General features: G+C 32.3%; 16 protein-coding genes. 14 read left to right on the plus strand and 2 right to left on the minus strand.

The features are described from left to right. The first annotated feature begins 45 nt into the window (after positions 1–45). The 8 genes from pepF to ACOMC1_RS01160 all read left to right on the plus strand — a co-directional run bounded on the left by pepF (position 46) and on the right by ACOMC1_RS01160 (position 11,795). Positions 46–1,878 (plus strand): oligoendopeptidase F, encoded by a 1,833-nt coding sequence (pepF, locus tag ACOMC1_RS01125; protein WP_420330808.1) that lies wholly within the window; start codon positions 46–48, stop codon positions 1,876–1,878. A 23-nt stretch (positions 1,879–1,901) separates the two neighbouring features. Further along, positions 1,902–4,382, plus strand: coding sequence for an OppA family ABC transporter substrate-binding lipoprotein (locus ACOMC1_RS01130; protein WP_420330809.1), 2,481 nt, complete (start codon positions 1,902–1,904; stop codon positions 4,380–4,382). 14 nt (positions 4,383–4,396) lie between these two features. Then, positions 4,397–5,449, plus strand: a complete 1,053-nt coding sequence (locus ACOMC1_RS01135; RefSeq protein WP_420330810.1) for an ABC transporter permease — start codon at positions 4,397–4,399, stop codon at positions 5,447–5,449. Next, the gene (locus ACOMC1_RS01140) at positions 5,449–6,639 is read left to right on the plus strand and encodes an ABC transporter permease (RefSeq protein ID WP_420330811.1); all 1,191 of its coding nucleotides are present in this window, start codon (positions 5,449–5,451) and stop codon (positions 6,637–6,639) included. The genes ACOMC1_RS01135 and ACOMC1_RS01140 overlap by 1 nt, the downstream gene beginning before the upstream one ends. A 12-nt stretch (positions 6,640–6,651) precedes the next feature. Next, positions 6,652–7,890, plus strand: coding sequence for an ABC transporter ATP-binding protein (locus ACOMC1_RS01145; protein WP_420330812.1), 1,239 nt, complete (start codon positions 6,652–6,654; stop codon positions 7,888–7,890). Then, entirely contained in the window at positions 7,880–10,489 is a 2,610-nt protein-coding gene (locus tag ACOMC1_RS01150; protein WP_420330813.1) for an ATP-binding cassette domain-containing protein, read from the plus strand. Before ACOMC1_RS01145 ends, ACOMC1_RS01150 begins: the two co-directional genes overlap by 11 nt. Positions 10,490–10,494: 5 nt before the next feature. Beyond that, positions 10,495–10,932, plus strand: a complete 438-nt coding sequence (locus ACOMC1_RS01155) for a DUF3899 domain-containing protein (RefSeq protein ID WP_420330814.1) — start codon at positions 10,495–10,497, stop codon at positions 10,930–10,932. 131 nt (positions 10,933–11,063) lie between these two features. Next, complete coding sequence (locus ACOMC1_RS01160; protein WP_420330815.1) at positions 11,064–11,795, plus strand: aquaporin; 732 nt, start codon at positions 11,064–11,066, stop codon at positions 11,793–11,795. Positions 11,796–11,887: 92 nt separating this feature from the next. Here the strand turns inward: ACOMC1_RS01160 and ACOMC1_RS01165 are convergent, their stop codons facing one another. Continuing rightward, entirely contained in the window at positions 11,888–12,286 is a 399-nt protein-coding gene (locus tag ACOMC1_RS01165; RefSeq protein WP_420330816.1) for a GlcG/HbpS family heme-binding protein, read from the minus strand. Between the two features lie 393 nt (positions 12,287–12,679). Here ACOMC1_RS01165 and thrS point away from each other — a divergent pair, with 393 nt between their 5' ends. Further along, a complete protein-coding gene (thrS, locus tag ACOMC1_RS01170; protein ID WP_420330817.1) occupies positions 12,680–14,395 on the plus strand; it encodes a threonine--tRNA ligase in 1,716 nt (571 codons plus the stop codon). 27 nt (positions 14,396–14,422) lie between these two features. On the opposite strand, the gene ACOMC1_RS01175 is transcribed toward thrS, so the two are convergent. Continuing rightward, entirely contained in the window at positions 14,423–15,271 is an 849-nt protein-coding gene (locus ACOMC1_RS01175) for an ROK family protein (RefSeq protein ID WP_420330818.1), read from the minus strand. A 167-nt stretch (positions 15,272–15,438) separates the two neighbouring features. Between ACOMC1_RS01175 and ACOMC1_RS01180 the strand changes: the two genes are divergently transcribed. The 5 genes from ACOMC1_RS01180 (at position 15,439) to ACOMC1_RS01200 (ending at position 20,176) form a co-directional block, all read left to right on the plus strand. Further along, positions 15,439–16,317 (plus strand): ROK family protein, encoded by an 879-nt coding sequence (locus tag ACOMC1_RS01180; protein ID WP_420330819.1) that lies wholly within the window; start codon positions 15,439–15,441, stop codon positions 16,315–16,317. Positions 16,318–16,395: 78 nt separating this feature from the next. After that, the gene (locus ACOMC1_RS01185) at positions 16,396–17,106 is read left to right on the plus strand and encodes a GntR family transcriptional regulator (RefSeq protein ID WP_420330820.1); all 711 of its coding nucleotides are present in this window, start codon (positions 16,396–16,398) and stop codon (positions 17,104–17,106) included. A 16-nt stretch (positions 17,107–17,122) separates the two neighbouring features. Next, complete coding sequence (locus tag ACOMC1_RS01190) at positions 17,123–17,635, plus strand: tRNA (cytidine(34)-2'-O)-methyltransferase (protein ID WP_420330821.1); 513 nt, start codon at positions 17,123–17,125, stop codon at positions 17,633–17,635. Between the two features lie 8 nt (positions 17,636–17,643). Further along, positions 17,644–17,997, plus strand: coding sequence for a hypothetical protein (locus tag ACOMC1_RS01195; protein ID WP_420330822.1), 354 nt, complete (start codon positions 17,644–17,646; stop codon positions 17,995–17,997). A 136-nt stretch (positions 17,998–18,133) separates the two neighbouring features. Further along, positions 18,134–20,176: a PTS transporter subunit EIIC gene (locus ACOMC1_RS01200; RefSeq protein ID WP_420330823.1), complete on the plus strand. Its 2,043-nt coding sequence runs from the start codon at positions 18,134–18,136 to the stop codon at positions 20,174–20,176. The last annotated feature ends 71 nt before the right edge of the window (positions 20,177–20,247 follow it).

Below are 20,247 nucleotides of genomic sequence, written 5' to 3' on the forward strand. Positions count from 1 at the left end.
CCTAGGCCTTTTTAAGAAATTGAAATCATAAAGAAAGAGGAGAAGATGTCACAAGCAAAAGAATACAAGAACCACAAAAGTGTAGAAAAAAAATACACATGAGATTTAGAAGCGATTTTAGAAGGAAAAACATATGAGTTTTGATTTAAAAAAGCTATCACTGAATACAAGGCGGCTATCAAGATAAAAGATTCTAAATACGATAGCGAAAGAAAGTATTTAAACTCACTTAAAAAAGATGATGAAATGACATTAACTTTAAACAAGGTTTCAAACTATATTTCAAATAATTCAAACCAAGATATTGCAGATCCAAAATTCAAGCAAATGCAAGAAGAGTTACAATTTGAATTCTTTAAACTTCAAAAAGAATTTGGTTCTGAAATAAATAGGATGTTTAAACACGAAGCAAAATTACGTGAATGAGCAGAAAAGAAATCTTTTGCAAATTACAAAAAAGCAATCATCGGAACACTCGACCAACTTAAACACAAATTATCAGATGAAATTGAAAACTTCTTAACACAATCTTCAAGAGCAAACATTGATGCTTCTTCAACATTCGAAATCATTACTGATTCAGAATTAGATTATGGTTATGCAACAACATCAAAAGGAAGAAAGATAAAGATAACTTCTGCTAATAGATCTAAGTTAATGAAACACTCAGATGAAGCTGTTCGTAAATCAACAATGATTAATTATCGTAATGGTTACTTAAAACACAAGCAATCATTATCAAACTTACTTTTCCAACACTTTAAAGAAACAGCTGTTATGGCAAAAGTTAGAAATTATGATTCAGCTGTTCAAGCGGAGATTGCTAGCGATAAAGCTGATGAAGAATTATTAAACACTCTTTACTCTTCAGTTCAAGAAAATAAAGTTGTATTTAAAAAATATGCAACTGCTAAGAAAAGATTCTTTAAATCAAAATTCAACAAAACATTTAAAGTATGAGATGCATCAGTTCCATTGGTTAAAGTTAAATCAGAATACACAGTAGAAGAAGGTCAAGCACTGATTTTAGAAGCTTTAAAACCTATGGGTAAAGAATATACAGATGTTCTTAGGAAAGCGTTTAACGATAGATGAATTGATTATATGACTATTAAGAATAAACGTTCAGGAGCTTATTCAATTGGTGGTTCTCATGGACTAGAAGCTAAATACATTTTAATGAACTGAGATGGAGAATTAAGATCAGTAGAAACTCTAGCTCACGAATTAGGACATTCAATGCATTCTTACTATTCAGATAAGACACAACCTATTTCATTATCAGGTTATCCAATATTCTTAGCTGAAATAGCATCAATCTTCAATGAACTAATGCTTACAGACCACTTATTAAAAACAACAAATGATGATAAGTTAAAATTTGATTTATTAGAATCTGCAATTTCAGGTTTTGATGGAACAATCATGAGACAAACAATGTGATCTAACTATGAATATGATTTATTAAAAGCAATTGAAGAAGGTAAACCAGTTTCTTCATATGAAGCACTTTCAAATATTTATTTTGAAAACTCAAAGAAATACACTAATAAGAAAAATCCTAAATATAAAGAGGATGAACAATGAGGAGCAATCATGGTTCCACATTATTACTATGGATTCTACGTATATAAATATGCAATAGGATACACAGTAGCAACCGTATTCTTCCAAAGATACAAAAAAGATGGTGCAGAAGCACTACAAAACTATATTGATAAATTCCTTTCAGCAGGTGGAAGAGATTGACCAATTGAAATATTAAAAGATGCTGGTATCGATTTATACGATAAAAACATCTATAAAGAAGCGTTTAATTCACTTGAAACATTCATTGATGAATACGTAAAAATAGGTAATAAACTTTTCAAGAAATAATTACTTAATTAAAAGGAGATAAAATGACAAGAAAAACAAAACAAATTTCATTAGGAGTAATGGCAGCAGCATTAACAATCGCTATTCCGGTTGTTACTGCAGTTTCATGTGGGAAAAATAATCGTGATTTTGCAACATATTACAGATTCAAAAGAACTGAAATAAATAAATATGGTACACTTGCTCCACTTCCTCAAAGAACATTTGACTCTCAATTTATCTCTGGTAACGCCGTTACAGATGATGGGAGTTCATCAGGTAGAACATTACCCCTTTTAAGAACAAAAGCGACAGGTTTAAATAAGGCTAAAGTTAATTCAGATTTAAAGAATGTAGACCCTAAAAAACAAATCACATGAGAAACTTCTCAAAAAGAAGAAGTTGAATTCCAAGGTGCTGAATCTATCAAAGGTTCTATTGATGGTACAAATTGAACTGAAATTAAACCAACAGACATCGTTAATGGTGCAACAAAAGTAGAATACAAATTTTACAAATTCAAAATTAGAGATACTAAATGAACAACATACAAAAACAAAGCGTCACAATATACATTAAACGCAAAGGATTACTTCTATGGAATGATGCGTTCTTTGGCGGCTTCTAAACCAGTTAGAGAAAATGGTACTTTGAATGGTAAGAAAATTCCTGGACTTCCTCAATTTAGTTCTCTTTCTGGACTAGATGCAAATGACAAGAGTTTAAATAACACCAATGGATATCTATTAGATCTTTTTGGTGTTGATGTAGAAAAAACAATTGCAGATGGAGAAAAACTTACAAAAGATGATCGTGAGTTTACAGTTTCTCTTACAAAACCGTCTGGTATGATTCTTGATTCATTATTCGCAAACAACTCTTACTTTTCTCCAGTTCCTTCAACTAAAATTGATGAAATGGCTAAAGGTAGTTCAAAACCAGAAGTTAAATATGGGATTACAACATATGGAAAAGATGGTTCACAACTTTCAGGTGTTAAAGATATACTAAGTGTTTCACCATACTTCTATACAAGTTATAGTTTCTTGAATGGTTATACAATTGTTAAAAATAATCATTATTGAGATAAAAACTTCGTTAATGATAAAACAAGAATTACAAAATATACTTACCATGTTACACCAGAAGGAGCTGACCCACAAGCGGAAGCTCTAGCTAGAAAAACTGGTTACGAAAATGGTTTAGAATCAATTTTCGATGCTAAAGCTTGAAAGAACCCGGATATTCAATTACAAATTAGAGCTAATGCTGATAAATACGGTGCTACTTTATCGAAAGTGTTTAAAGTTGGATTACAAAACAAACTACTATGAAACCCAACATTGCCTAAAAGTCTTGCTGGTGCATATAATGCCAAAGGTATGGAAGCTATGTACGGTAAAGGAATGACTACTAGAGATAAGGTTCTTAAAAACCCTTCTGCATTAAATGAATTCTATAACGGTAATGGTATGAAATTAAGAAAAGCAATGGACGCTGCTTATAACTGATATGCAGGTTCAGTTGCTGCTTCAGGTACAACACAAAAATTAGCGTTATTATCTCCATTAGCCCCAGAACAAAAAACTACTGAGGGTGGAAAAACTGTTTGAGAATTACTAGAAAAAAATAATGCCAACCCAAGACCAGCTACAGATAAAGTTGATGATTCAATTTGAGCAAAACCAACAATTGCTCCTTCATATATTGAAATGAAAAATCAATACAACAGTCATGGTGATTCAGAATTTGAATCAGCTAAGTCACCAGCGTTTGACATAGCTAAAAAAATCTTAAATGAAGTTGCAAGTAATATTGGAGCAACATCAAGTGACCCAGCTTACATTCCTCTACAAACATGAGGTGCTGCGGATAAGGGTAAAGATTCATCTGAAATGGTTAAACAATGATCAACAATGATTAAAGTGTTTAATGAAGCATCTGGCGGAGCGATTAAGTTTAAGAGGGTTGTTCCTCCTACATGATCAACACACTTGAATGCATTCCAACACAATGAAGCTGAATTCCAATATGCTGCATGATCTCCGGATTACCCAGCTGCTTCTTCTTCATTACAAGGGATAGTTGGTATAGAGAGAACTGGTATTATAGTGGGTCAAATGCTTGATGCTGCTAAACAACCGGAACTTAAACAACTGATGGGAAAATACAAAATTGATGAAAACGTTGTAAAAACAATTACAACAGAAGACATTTATAAGATGTCTCAAAACCAAACTTCAGACTTTAGTGCTGATAAAAAGGAATTGATGAATGCTGCTCAAGCTATGACCTCAAAAGGATATTTAGAGAAAGCAACAGATAATAAGTTTATGACTGAAGTAGTTGCTTACTTACAGGATCATGCGGTATATTACCGTCCAATCATTAGTAAGTACACATCACTAATTCCAAACAGGGAAACTGGTGGAGCTACAATTGTTGTGGTTAAAAAATGACTACACAAAAGAACATTAAAAAACGGTACTGAATTCTTACAAGACTACAGTGTCGATTTAGATTAAGGAGGAGTAAATAAATGATTAAATATATTTTTAAAAGACTAGCGTTGCTACTGCTTTCGCTATTTATAGTTATCACGATAACATTCTTCCTTATGGATTTAATGCCTGGTTATCCAAAAGCTCTTGAAGATGCTTCTATGAAAGATGGTGCGCCGGATATTAAAGTGCTTGCTGATGGATACGGATTGAACGATCCTATTATGGTTAGATATGGAAGGTACATGTCAGGTATTTTCCACTTACAATTTGGTGATGTTTATAATCAAGCGTATAAAGGGTCAACAATTCCTAACATATTCTTCAAACCGCTTAAATATTCAATGTTAGTTACAGTTCCTGCATTCGTAATTTCAACAATTGTCGGAGTTACACTAGGATTTATAGCAGGTTATAAACGTGGTAAATGACAAGATACACTAATAAATGTTTTTGTTATGTTATTTGTTGCTGTTCCTTCATTCATCTGAGCCATTTTCTTAATGTTGATTGGTACAAGAGTTGGATTACCTGTCGCTTTTGAAGAAGCGCTAGGTTCATCATTTGAAGCACTTTCATTAGTTCTTCCAATCATCACTCTAACATTGGGTGGTATGGCAACTTTAACTTACTACACACGTAACGAAGTTGTTGAAATACTTAAGTCAGACTTTATTGCAATCGCAAGAGCAAAAGGTCTTTCAGAAAAACAAATAATTAGAAGACACGTTTTCCGTAATGTTTCAATTCCATTGGTATCAATAATCTTACCTATGTTCGTTACATTGCTAACAGGTTCATTAATTATTGAGCGTTTCTTTGCGGTTCCAGGTACATCAAGTATTATTGTTCTGGCCGTTCAAAACAAAGAAACATACATTATCTTATTCTCAATATTATTCTATTCATCACTAACAATGCTCGTTCAGTTATTGGTTGATGTTCTATATGTATTTATTGATCCAAGAATCAAGATTGCTCAATCACAAAAAATGTCAATCTTTAAACGTATTAAACTTGCAAAAGGTAGAAAACAAGCTTTCAACAAAGCAAATGCCAAAGCAGAAGCTAATGTAGAAGGAGGTAAATAATGACTTCAACAGAATTCAATAAAGAATACAACCTCCAAGATATTAATGCAAAATGATTTGTAATCGAAGAAGTAAAAGAAAAGGATGATGTTCAAGTTGTTGGTAAAGCCAGCACAATGACAAAAGATATTTTCAAAAGATTCTTCTCTAATAAATGAAACTGATTATTCTTAGCAATAATTCTAGTAATTCTATTGCTGACAATAATTGTTCCTCTAACTTCAAGGTATACGGAATTAGATCCTATTTCAGGAACTAGGGGTAATGATATTCGTTTATTAAAACCAACGTGAGCAGGTGAGCAAACAAAAGACTTCATGATTTCAATCCCAGAATGAAATAACCCAGATTGAGTTCCTAAGTCAGGAAATGTCGCTGGACATTGAAATTGACCTCACGGAACACCTAACTTACCATTTGACCCAGCTAATGTTGGACATGATGGTGTACATGTTGTTAAATCAACAGGTCAAGTTAGAATTACTGTTTTAAATACTATGGTTAACTCACACAACTTAATCTTAGGTACAGATGAAGTTGGTAGAGATGTATGAACTAGATTATGAATTGGTACTGCATGATCATTAAAACTAGCGCTATTAGTTGCCGTTACTGAAACAATTATCGGTGTTGGTGTTGGTGTTTGAATTGGTTTCCACGTAGGGAAAGCAACAGATACAATTGTTATGCGTATTATTGAAATATTTAAATCTACACCAGTATTGTTATGAATGATTTTATTCGCAACAATACTTGGAACTGGGTTCTGATCAATTGCATTGGTATTAATACTGGTCGGTTGAACAGGTCCAATTTGAGCTGCTAGACTATTTACACTTAAAGTTAAAGATAGAGACTTTATTCTTGCAGCTGAAGTAACAGGTGTTTCAAAATTCGGAAGAATTTACAGACACATACTACCTAACATTATGGGTAGACTTATGGTTTCATTTGTTCTTAGGGTTCCAGCAGTTATATTCTTCGAAGCAACATTGATTTTCTTAGGAATGTCAGTTGGTGCAGAAGGTGCTGCTACACTAGGTAACTTAATTCAAACAGGACGTTCACATATTCTTGAACAAGTATATTACGTATTAGGTCCTGTAATGGTTATATTATTACTAACAATCTCACTACAAAACTTAGCAAATGGTTTAAGAGATGCATTTGATCCAAAAATTTCAGGATAGAAAGGAAACAACATGGAAAATATTATTTCGGTAAGAAACTTAGAAGTTTCATTTAAACACCCTACAAATAAAAAAGAATTAATGCGTATTATTCGTGGTGTTGATTTCGATATCCCGAGAGGTTCAATTGTTGGATTTATTGGTGAATCTGGATCAGGTAAATCTGTTACAGCTAAAACACTGCTAAAAATGAATTCAAACTCAACAACAGTTGCTTCTTCAATTAATATTGATGGAGTTAATGTTCTTGAAGGAGAAAACCCAAAATCAACAGTTATCGATGAACAAATACGTACTGCAGAAACAGATCTTAAAAAAGCAAAAAAAGATGAAAAGAAAAAAGAACTTAAAAAATCATTAAGAAAACTAAAAAATGAGAAGATTTCTCAAACAACAAATGCTGATAGTTTTAAAATGACTGATAATAAGAAGATATGAAGAGATATTCGTGGTAAAAAAGTCGCTTATATACCTCAAGATTCAATGACTTCATTAAATCCAACAAAAACAATTGGAAAACAAATTATGGAATCACTTGAACTTCATAGTGATTTAAAATCAACAAAAGAACGTAAAGATAGAGCTATTGAACTATTAGAACGTTTTGGTGTTAAAGGTGCTAGAGAAAGAATTGATTCATACCCTCATGAATTTTCAGGAGGTATGAGACAAAGGGTAATTATTGCGATGACTGTTGCATGTATGCCTGATGTTATCATTGCTGATGAACCAACAACTGCTTTAGACCCAACTGTTCAAGCATCAGTTCTAGAATTATTTGAAGAAGTAAGACGTGAATTTAACATTTCAATTATCTTTATTTCTCATGATATCGCTGTAATTGCAACTCTTTGTGATTACATCTATGTATTCTATGCTGGTAGAGTTGTTGAAAAGGGTAAAACAGAGGAATTATTCTCTGATCCTAGACATCCATATACTTGATCGTTAATGGCTGCTATGCCAGATCCTGATCATGATAGTGATAGATTATTCACAATTCCAGGAACACCTCCAAACTTTACAAACTTACCTGAAGGGGACCCATTCTCAGTAAGGAATCCTTACGCCCTTAAGATCGATTTCTTAAAGGAACCACCTTTATTTAGAGTTAAGGATGATCATTTTGCTGCAACTTGATTATTACACCCTTCTTCACCAAGTGTTAACCCACCAGAAGAGGTTACAATAATCATGGAAAGAGCAAGAACAACATTGAAAGAATTGAAAGGTCAAAAACATGTCAAATAGAGAAGTAGTAAGAGTATCACAACTAAATAAAGCATTCATGTCTAAAAATGGTGTTGTTAAAGCTATTGACAACGTTTCTTTCACAATCAAAAAAGGGGAAATTGTTGGTTTAATTGGTGAATCTGGATCAGGTAAAACAACAATTGGTAGATCTTTATTAAGACTTCACATTCCTGACTCAGGTTCAATTGAAATCTCTGGAAAAGAATATGCTACTAAAAAAATAAGTAAAAAAGATGAAAGATCATTGAGAAATAATGCTCAAATGATTTTCCAAGATCCTTATTCTTCATTGAATGGACAAAAAAATATCCTTCATATCATTTCAGAACCATTAAAAGTTAATGGGACTGATAAAAAAATGGTTAACGAATATTTAGAAGACCGTTCAGAAATGTTGGTATTCTTTAGTTCAACATTAAATTCATACTTTTATGAAACAAAATGAGCTCACAAAGAGCTTAAATACACAGTTCAAATCGAAGCTTACAAAAAAATCATTAAAGAATTAGAAGAAATGCAATGTAACAAGAATGATGTTAAACTTTCATTGTTTAATATTGCAATTGGTATTTACTACAAAACTTTATCTGCGGCACATACCGAAATTATAAATTCTTCAGCTGAGAACCTACACGGCTTCTTTAGAAAATGAAGAGAATTAAGAGATGTAATTAAAAATGAAGCTGTTAGTCCTTGAGATGAGATAGCGCTTCTTAAAGCTAAGAAAGAATACAAGTTAGCTAAAGAAAATATTAAAGCATCAAAAGCAACTAGAGAACTTGAATTAAAAATTCAAGAATTAAAAGAAGAACTTCAAGAACTGGAAAATGAAGAAGCATTAGAAGCAAATGTTTCTTCAGTTGCATTTTCTGAATTAATTGAGCAACACAAATTAGAAATGAAAGAAGCAAAAATTAATATGCCTCTTGCAAGTACTTATGGAACTCAAAACTTCTTAAATGCATCTATTGCAAAAGATAAGAAAATCATCGAACAACTTTCTAAAACTTTAAATAATGATAAGAAATTTATATTAATGGATTCTGATGGATTGAATAGATCAATTCTTCATACTGTGACAGCTCTTTATAAAGATATTTTTGATAAATATAAAGAAGAAGCTAAGGACCCATCTATCGCAAAGAAAAAATACTCTGATATTCAAGAAGAGATTTTTGCGGTAGAGTGAGATGAAAAAACACCATACTTTAAATTCCTGAAAGAAGCAACAATCAACAATGATAAAAAAATCATCGAGATTGAAAATGATAGAAAAGCAATTTCAGATCGTATTGAAAGATATGAAGAAGAATTAAAAGAATTAATCAATAAAGATAAATTGAGAAATAAAGAAGAGTTAACTCAAAAATTAAAAGAAGCTGAGAAAAAACTTGCAACAGCAACAGCAGATAACAAAAAAGAACGTATTGAATTCCAAGAAAACTATGTTAAGGAATTTGCTGAGTTAAAAGCTGAAAAAGATTCTAAATTAGCGATTCTTGAAGCTGAATTAGAAGATGTTAAAGAAAAAGCAACAAAAGCTTATGCTGAAAGATTTGATTTCATTGAAGAATTTGAAACTGATTTCTTAATTTCAGAAGATGAGACTATGAAAAATGAGTCAGAGCTTAAGAAACTTGTTGATAACTCTACAAAAGACAAGAAGGATAAAAATTCTTCGTTAGTTCAAGAACATAAGAGACTTGATAAATACCAAGGAATCGTTCAAGAACTATTTGGTATGAAGAAATCATTTAATTTAAAAAGAAGACTTAAAAAATTATTAGTAAGACTGGAAGTTTTCGCTACTTTACAACATGCAGGTTTACAACCGGCACATGCATTTAGATATCCTCATGAATTTTCAGGAGGTATGAGACAAAGGGTTGGTATTGCTAGGGCAATCATCAATAAACCTGATTTCATCATTGCTGATGAACCTATTGCAGCTCTTGACTTATCAATTCAAGCGCAGGTTGTTAATATGTTGTTAGAACAAAAAGAAAGATTAGGGCTTGCAATGTTATTCATCGCCCATGACCTTTCAATGGTTAGATTTAATTCAGATCGTATATTAATTATGCACCTTGGTAAATTGGTTGAATATGGAGAAACAGAAGAAATCTTCAATAATCCAAAACATCCATACACTATAAACTTAATTAAAACAATGCCTTCATTAAACAACCTTGCTCAAGGATTCAAGGATTCAACATTCATACCTGAATACTTAGAAGAGTATTCAATGTCAAATAGACCATTCTATGTTCAAGTTGATGATAAAGATCACTTTGTTTTAGCTGATAAAAAACAAGCTAAAAAATGAGTTGGTTCAATCATAGAGAAGACATGTATTGATGAACCTACACTGGAAGAAGTTGAAAAAGAGGAAAAGGAAGCAGCCAAAAAAGCAGCAGCAAAAAAAGCAGCGGCCAAAAAAGCAGCAGCAAAAAAAGCAACAGCAAAAAAAGCAGCAACTAAAAAGGAAACTGAAAAAATTAAAGTGGTCGTTCCTCCAAAAAGACGTCAAAAATACCAGCAAAAAGAAACAAGAAGATCTAGAAAAGTTTCGAAACTAAGAAAACTGCATAAGTAGGAAATATGGAACAAAATAATAAAAAACAAAACTTGTTTCAAAAGATATTTAATAATAAAAAAATTCGTAAACAAATAACTATTGGTTTAATATTATCGTTATTAATTTCTTCGATAATAATTATTGGATATGCAATTCATTCTAAACCAGAATCAATTTGAGCTGCATTGTGTGCTGTTCAAATCGGTGTTGCGTTATTATGGTTAGTTGGAAGATTGGGTGGGTTCTCTACTTCGCGTTATGCAAGTAGAAACACTGCAAGGCAATCTCTAAATAGGAAAGCCATAAAACAAGAAACCAAAGATAAATATTTACTTAAAAGAGTTGATTCCCCACTAGCATTAGAAGAGGAAGAAACTAAAAAAAGTAAAGCTGGAATATGATTAATGTTAATCATAGGGGCGATATATCTAATTGTTGCATTGATAGTTAGTTTTGCATAAAAATGAGCAGTAGCTCATTTTTTTAATATTGTTTTTATTGTCAATTTCTTTGTTATTTACAACTTTTTAGTATAATTTAAAAGTATTATATTATTTTAATACTCACAATTTATAAATAAAAGGAGAAAATTATGTGAAATTCAGCAGTTTTTGTTGCCGAATTACTTGGAACATTATTCCTAGTACTTGGCGCACTAAGCGTTGTGATAACATCAAAATCTTCAGCTATCAAAGACCTTAAAGGTAAATCAATTTTTGTAGCTGCTGGTATTGGTATTGCACTAATGCTTGCAATCTACGTAACTCTTGGTTACGAAGCTAACGCTCATGTAGCAGCTACAGGTTGAGTAAACCCAGCAGCCACACTTGCAGTTTGTTTAGCTACAAACTCATGAGACCTAGCATTATCAGGACTTGTAGGACAATTAACAGGAGCACTTATCGGAGGATTTGTATTTGTAATTATTGCATTTATGGTTAAAGACCTTAAAACAGTTATTACTGAAACACTTGCATTCCCAGAAGGTGAAAATGATATTCTTTCAATGGCTACAATGGAATTCGTAGGTTCATCACTATTCGTTGGTGGTATTGCTACTGTAGCATCATTCGGTGTTGCAGCTAACCTTACTCCAGCTATCGTTGGACTATTCATTACATTAGTATTATTAACAATCGGTTCAAAATACGCTTTAGTATTAAACCCAGCAGCATTCTTAATGCCTATGATTGCAGGACTTGTTCTTTCAAGACCTTCAAACGGTAAAGCAGTAGCAATTAATGTTACAGTTGGAATCGCTTCATGTCTAGCAGCCGCAGCTATGGTTGGTGGAATCGCTTACACATCAAAATTATTCCAATAATGGTTAAATAAAAAATATCCTTAACGGGTATTTTTTTTATTTCGATTTTTAGTAAAATAAAAAATCAGAACTAACTGATTTTTAAAGATTAATTATTTAAATAAATCTGCTCCAGCTTGTGCTACTGCATGATCGTTTTCAACAGTTGAACCTGAAACTCCAATTGCTCCAATAACATTTCCGTTTTTAACGATTGGAATACCACCTGGGAATGTTATTAAACCATTGTTAGAGTGTTCAATGTTGTATAGTGAACCACCTGGTTGTGATAATTTTCCAATTTCTCCTGTATTCATATCGAAGAATTTAGCTGTTTTAGCTTTTTTCATTGAAATATCTTTTGACCCTAATCAAGCTCCGTCCATTCTTGCGAATGCTACTAAGTTTGCTCCGAAATCAACAACTGAGATATTCATTTTAACGTTTAGTTCTTCTGCTTTTTTAAGAGATGCATTAACTGCTTCTCTTGCTTCTTTTAATGTAATGTTCATTTTGTCTCCTAATTTTTTAAGCCCTCTATATTTTAGTTTTTTTAGAAGGTAATAAAATTATATAACTTTTGTTAACTAATTTTCACAATGATACTTTTTTATAACAATTAACCTTTATTAACTAATTTATGTTATATACAATGCGCGTGTCTAATTATTTATATAAGAGCAATTTTAATTTCAAAAGTAATTTATTGATATATAATATTTATGAATAAGACAAGATGTCGTTATGTATTATTGAAAAAGCGAGTCCCTGATAGTGAGAGTGGGAACAATATTGTAATAGTCATTACTACTTATTTATTAAATATAATAGCAAAACAAAAGAGTCTTTCAAGGGTGGTACGTTAGCCCCTTGAATAGACTTTTTTTGTTTTAAAAGGAGATAACATGAAAGTTAACAAAAATCTAAACCATACAGCATCACACTTACTTGCTGCAGCAGTTCTTAAACTATACCCAAATACAAAACTTGGATTCGGTCCAGCAATCGAAGAAGGGTTCTACTATGACTTTGAATTTGAAAAACCATTACAAGACTCAGATTTAGCAAAAATTGAAAAACAAATGAAAAAAATGCTTGCTGGTGGATACAAAGTTATGCAAACAGAAGCAGTTGATTTATCTGATCAACCATATAAACAAGAATTAATCGATGAATTCACTTCACAAGGTAAAGACATCACTTATTATGGAATGATAAACCCTACAAACCAACAATCACTATTCACTGACCTATGTGCTGGTGGACACGTTGAAAAAGTATCGGAAGTTAAACATTTCAAACTTCTTTCATTAGCTGGTGCTTACTGAAGAGGTAATTCAGATAACATTCAATTAACAAGAATTTACGGAACAGCTTGAGAGTCAAAAGAAGAACTTGCTGAATACCTAAAAATAAGAGCTGAAAGAGCTGAAAGAGATCACCGTAAAATAGGTAAAGAAATGAATATATTCATGTTTAGTGAATTAGCAGGTAAGGGTTTCCCTATTTATTTACCAGATGGTCAAATTCTTAAAAATACAATCCAAGAATACGTAAGAAAAACCGAAAAAAGATATGGTTTCACAGAAGTTCAAACTCCAGCATTTGGTTCAAAAGAACTGTATATTCAATCTGGACACTGAGCTCACTATAAAGATGATATGTACGAACCAGTTTCAGTTGATGGTGAAGAATTAGTTATGAGACCTATGACTTGTCCTCATCACTTCATTATCCTTAATTCACAAAGACGTTCATACAGAGATTTCCCAATGCGTATTTCTGAACAATCACGTCTTTATAGATATGAAAAATCAGGTGCTTTAACAGGACTTGAAAGAGTTAGATCAATGGAATTAACAGAGGGTCACATTTTCTGTAGAGAAGATCAAATAATTGATGAATTTAAAAATGCTTACAACTTAATTCAAGAAGGACTTCAAAAATTCAATATTGAAATAGATTATGTTTCACTTTCACTAAGAGATAAAGAAGATAAAGAGAAATATCATGGTGATGAAGATATGTGAAACAAAGCTGAAGATGGTTTAAGAACTGTTCTTGAAGATCTTGGAATTGAATATAAAGAAATGACAGGTGAAGCAGCATTCTACGGACCTAAGATTGATATTCAAATTAGAACAGCACTTGGGCATGAAGTTACACTTTCAACATTACAATTAGACTTCTTACTTCCAGAAAAATTTGATGCTCATTATTGAGATGAAAATGAACAAAAAGTTAGACCAGTTCTTATTCACCGTGGATTCCTTTCAACATATGAAAGATTCATTGCTACATTATTAGAACAAACAAAAGGTGTATTGCCATTCTGACTTGCTCCAAAACAAGTAACAATACTTCCTGTTTCAATGGAACACCACCTAGATTATGCATTCGAAGTTAAAAAACAACTAGAAGCAGAAGGTGTTAGAGTTCATATTGATGATTCAAAAGAAAGACTTGGTAAGAAAATGCGTAATGCGCAAACTTCAAAAGTTAAATTCCAATTTGTTATTGGTGATGATGAAGTTGCTAACAAAAATATTAATGTTAGAGCATATGGTTCAAAAGAACAAACTACAATGACAATTGAAGAATTCTTAGCATTAGAAAAATAAAACACCATACGGTGTTTTTTTTAATTGCTATATTAATGCAAAGTTTACAGCTCCAATCAAACCACTCATGTTGGTATGTTTTGCTGGTTTTATTTTTATTGGTTCTTGTGCCCCACGAGTATCAACTAACTCTTGGGTAACTCTTTTGATTTCACTTATGAAGAATTTTGAACGTGAAATACCTCCCGAGATAATGAAAATATCAATATCTAATGTGTAATAAAGATTGAAAATATTTATTGCGTTTTGTTTAACAGCTAAATCAATAACTTCCTTGCACCTTTTATCCGCATTGTATAATTCTAAAATATCCTTTGCTGTTCTTGATTCATTAAATTTATTTTTGAATGCAGTTTCAATGCTTCTAGAACTTGAAGCTAAAGAAACGTTTCTCTTGTCATCCACTATTTGATATCCAAATTCTCCTGCCATCCCTTTATTGCCGGTTCTAATCTTTCCTGCGAGCGATATTGCACCTCCAATTCCAGTTCCGATTGAAATCAAGGCCATATCCAAATGTGAATTAGTTTCATCTATTTCACTCATTAAAGCTGCATTTGCATCATTCAGTAACTTAATAGTAATATCCTTGTTTGCAACCAATGATCTCAACTCATTTGCAAAATTAAAATTCGAATAATCTTTAATGCCAGTTAAACCTGAAACATATTCATTGTTTATGATTGCCCCTGGAGAAGATGCTGAAATTATATTAGGTTTTAATTTATCAGCAATCTTAGCTATTTTAATCATTAACTCATCCTTATTGATATTTCGTGTGCTTATACTTTGAATTTCTCCAAATTCTTTTGTATTTGCATCATATAGACAGTATTGAACTCCTGTTCCACCTATATCTAAACTCAAAATTTTCATATTACCTCTTTCTACTTGTATATACATATGATATCATTTGTAAATGTAAATTAAGGAGATTTTTACTTAATTTGTGTAAAATTTTTATATTGGGTATTACTTGTTAAGACAAGTTGTATATATACTTGCTATAATTAAAAATATAAATTACGATATTAGGAGAAAAAATGAAGATACTTGCAATAGATTTAGGTGGAACAACAGCAAAGGTTGCTCTTGTGGAAAATGATGAAATATCAAGAAGATGAACAATACCAACAGATGTAGAAAACATATTTCAAAATATTAAAGATAACTTAGGGGATCTTAATATTGAAGAAGTAGATAGAATAGGATTATCTATGCCGGGATTTATCAATCACGAAACAGGTGTTGTTAAGATTTCAGGTAATTTAAAACTAAAAGATTTCGATACTAAAAAAGAATTTCAAAAAATATTTGGTAAAGAAGTGTATGTATTGAATGATGCGAATGCTGCAGCTATGGGTGAATACTGAAAAGGCGCAGGGTCAGAGTTTGCTTCGATTGTTTTCTATACAATTGGAACAGGTATTGGTGGAGGTTTAATCATTAATAACAAATTGGTATATGGTAATGGTGGTTATGCTGGTGAATTTGGTCATGCGGGAATAATGCAAACAAAATTTAAGTGTAGTTGTGGTTTGAAAAATTGCGTTGAACCAGTGTCATCTGCAACAGGCATTGAAAAAATACTTTCTAAACATTTTGGTAAAAAAACAACTATTAAAGAAATAGCTCATAAAATTGAAACGAAAGATCCTGAAATAACGAATCTTTTAAAAGAAGCGTTGATGCCACTTGCAAGTCATATGGCGGTTATGCAAACTGCAATAAATCCTGATGCAATTATTATTGGTGGTGGACCTTCAGCTCTAGGTCAACCTTTAATTGATATTATTTCAGGTAATTTAAAAGATATGCAATTGCCATTTATCCAAGAAGCTACAAAATTATTGGTTGCTACAACAAAAAACGACGCAGGTATATATGGGGCAACTATTTGAGCTAAAAACGAAGGGCGTTAAAGAACTCTTTATTTCATTTGTATTACCAACTGATTATTTAAATTAGTGTATAGACAAGTATTTTGTTAAAATATATGTATGACTATAAGACAATACATTCAAAAATACATATTACTTAAGATCGTTTCAGGAGAATGAGCACCAGATGCAATCCTTCCTTCTGAAAATCAATTAGCTAAAAAGTTCTCTTGTTCTAGAATTATCGCTAGACAAGCTTTAACTACTTTTGTTGCTGCTGGTATATTACAACCTCAAAAAGGTAGGGGTTACGTTGTTCTTGCTTCAGGTATTCAAAACTTTCTAGAATCAAATTCAAAAAGATTCAATTCAATAAAAGAAGATGTTAGATGACTAACAGAACAAGAAAGTAACGATCACTATGATTTCATCCAAAAAACATATATCCAAAAAACAAACTTCCTAGAAGATTTTAAACTTGAAGATATGGGTGTAAAAATAAAAGAATACTATGACGAAAAAGGTTTAGTTTGTGTTCAAATTACTTATCTTAAAAAAGACCTTATCAATAAAATTGGTAAAGAGAAAATTAATGAATCACTTACAAAGGCTATGATTGAACACGCAATTATACCAACTGAAAAAAGAAAAGAATACTTTGCAGCTGACGATTGTTTACTAGATAAATATAAAGAAGCATTAGGATGACATTCTGCAACAATAACTTCAATCTGTCAATTATTCATGGAAAAAGAATTGATTGAAGTGAGTGCTAAATTAGTTAGAAGAGATTCTTTCTACATTAGAACCAAAAAAGAAATTATTTTATAATTACGAAAGGCTTAACATGTTACACATAGTTTTATACCAACCGGAAATTTCACCTAACACAGGAAACATAATTAGAACTTGTTCTGCAACGGGAGCTAAATTACATATAATTAGACCTATCGCTTTTGAGTTAAAACCTAAGTTTTTAAAAAGACCTGCCGCAGGTAGATTATTATCAGATATCGAACATGAGGTTCATGAATCTTATGAAGAGTTTGCTAAGAAATACGGAGAAGAAACAATTTACTACGTAACAAGATATGGACAACAATATCATTCAACACCAGACTATGCTAAACATGAAGGAGATATATTCTTAATGTTTGGTAGAGAATCTACCGGAATCCCAAAAGAAATAATGAGGGATAAATTAGATATGTGTGTTCGTATTCCAATGACACCACATGAAAGGTCATTAAACTTAGCTAATACAGTTATGTTGATGTCTTATGAAGTGTTGAGACAAAGAGGTTTCGAAGGTCTTTCAAAATTCGAAGTTCAAAAAGGTAAAGATTGAATTCTTAAATAGGAGAAATAATGAATAAAATACCATTACAATTAGAAATGCATTCAGGCATGATAGAACAGAATCATTTCTTTAGAAGTGGAACATCAGACTATGTTTTCGGTGCCTTATTTATAGTTCTTGCACTTGCAATCCTTGCATTTTATCCAAGAGCAAAAGCTAATGCTAAAAAGTACAAAAAAAGACAAATGGAAGAGTATAAGAAGATGAACCCAAAAGCACCTTCTGATTACGAACATAGTGGAATGTTTTTACCTCCATGAGAAAGAACAAAATTATTTGCTCCGCTATTCTTTTGTGCAGTTTTCATAATTATTGGATTTGCCTTTTTAGTAGGTCAACCACTTAAACTTTGAGTAGATTAGTACCTTTGGGTGCTTTTTTTATTGATTTTTTTAAAATATGTGAAATTACTTGTATATACATACAAAACAATATGTATAATATTATAGTCAATGATTCGAATCATGACATTTTAATATAAAAATCGAAAGGAAAAAAATGACTTTTTCACTTACTAAAAAATCTTCTCCAAAAGAGAAGAAAGCAAAAGTAAATAATGGTAAAGGCGGAATGAAGAAGTTTCTATCTAAGATATCAGGTGCATTTATGCTACCTATATCAGTGATGGCTATCGCAGGACTATTCTTAGGTGTTGGTGCTGCTATTGCTTCTCATGCTGGAACTAATCATGGTCTAGAAGTATTTGGGCAATTTGTTCAAAAACTTGGAGACCCTGTATTCTCAGCAATGCCTATTCTATTCGCAGCCGCAATCGCAGTTGCATTTACAGAAGAAGCGGGTGTGGCTGTTTTCGCTGCAATCGTAGGTTACATGACATTCTCAATGTTACAAACTCCATTTATCACAGAAGTTGCTCATGAAAGTGGTGCTACTTACCCTAAAGGGCATGCTGATGCTGGTAAAGCAATTATGATTCACGATGGATGAAAAGTATTATTCGGTGGAGCTGGTAGATCAGCTTCTGCAATGGATAAACTTGTTGGATCAAACCTTGGAGTTTCATCACTACAAACTTCAGTATTCGGAGGAATTCTTGTTGGTGCTCTAACAGCTTGAGCTTACAATAAATTCCACACAATTAAACTTCCAAACATTATCTCATTCTTTGGAGGTAAAAGATTTGTACCACTAGTAGTAATTCTATTAATGATTCCTCTAGTGTTCACATTCTTACTATTCTGACCATGAGTTGGATATGGACTAGCCAAATTTGGTGAAGTTTCAGGTAAAGCTCCTGTTGGTCTAGATTCATTTGTATTTGGTTTCATAGAACGTTCTCTAATCCCATTTGGATTACACCACGTATTCTATGCACCACTATGATGATCAAAAGCTGGTGGAGATTTCACTCAGTCTCTTGCTGATTGAAACGCTGCTGGTAATCACATGGATGCAACTCAACTAGCTGATTTAACAAAAGCTGTTGGGACAAAAGCTGGTGACTCATCACTATGAATCGCTATGTCAGGTCTAAAATTCAATTCAATTGATTTCGTTGATGCAAAAGGTACAGCACATAACTTACCAGTATTTGTATTTATGAAAGATGAACTAGGGTTAAACCTAGGTAGATTCATGCAAGGGAAATTCCCATTCATGATTCTAGCTCTTCCTGCTGCAGCAGCCGCAATGGTTATGGCCGCTCCTAAAGAAAATAGAAAAATGGCTCTTGGAACAATCCTTCCAGCAGCCCTTACATCATTCACAACAGGTGTTACAGAACCTCTAGAATTTACATTCTTATTCTTAGCTCCTGCACTATTCTGAGGATTCCACGCACTTATGGCTGGATTTGCATTTATGTTCATGAACATTCTTGGTGCACACATCGGTATGACATTCTCAGGTGGAATGATAGATATGGTAATTTACGGTATGTTACCAATGGCGAAAGGAACTCACTTCTGATGAGCATTCCTTATTGGTGCAATTTACATTCCTATCTACTTCCTAGTATTCTACTTCTCAATCAAGAAATTTAACCTTGATACACCAGGTAGAGGTAACAATACAAAATTATTCTCAAAAGCTGATTTCAAAAACAAAGGTAACGATGACACACAATCAGATCCTATTGCTGAAGGAATCGTGGCCGCTTACGGTGGTTGAGAAAACATTACAGGTACAGCAAACTGTGCAACACGTCTAAGATTTGATGTTAAAGATGCATCAAAAGTTGACGAAGCTGCATTAAAAGCTGTTGGTGCTGTTGGAATTATGAAAACTTCTGCAACACACGTTCAAGCAATCTTTGGACCACAAGCAGAACAACTTCATAACGCTGTTAAGAAACTTCCAAAAACTACAACTACAGTTAAAGCTGAAGAAGTAAAAGAAACTAAAGAAGCTCCAAAGGCTGAAGAAGTTAAAAAAGTTGAAGAAGTTAAAAAACCAGCTGTTAAAAAAGCTCCAGCTAAAAAAGCAACTGCAACTAAAAAACCAGCTGCTAAAAAAGCTCCAGCTAAAAAAGCAACTGCAACTAAAAAACCAGCTGCCAAAAAACCAGTAACTAAAAAATAATTAAAAAGTACGAGGATAAGATTGAGTGAAAACTCAGTCTTTTTCTTATATAATATTATTAGCAATCAAAT

Source organism: Mycoplasma todarodis (assembly GCF_965212735.1).
GTDB lineage: Bacteria > Bacillota_I > Bacilli_A > Mycoplasmatales > Metamycoplasmataceae > Mycoplasma_K > Mycoplasma_K todarodis_A.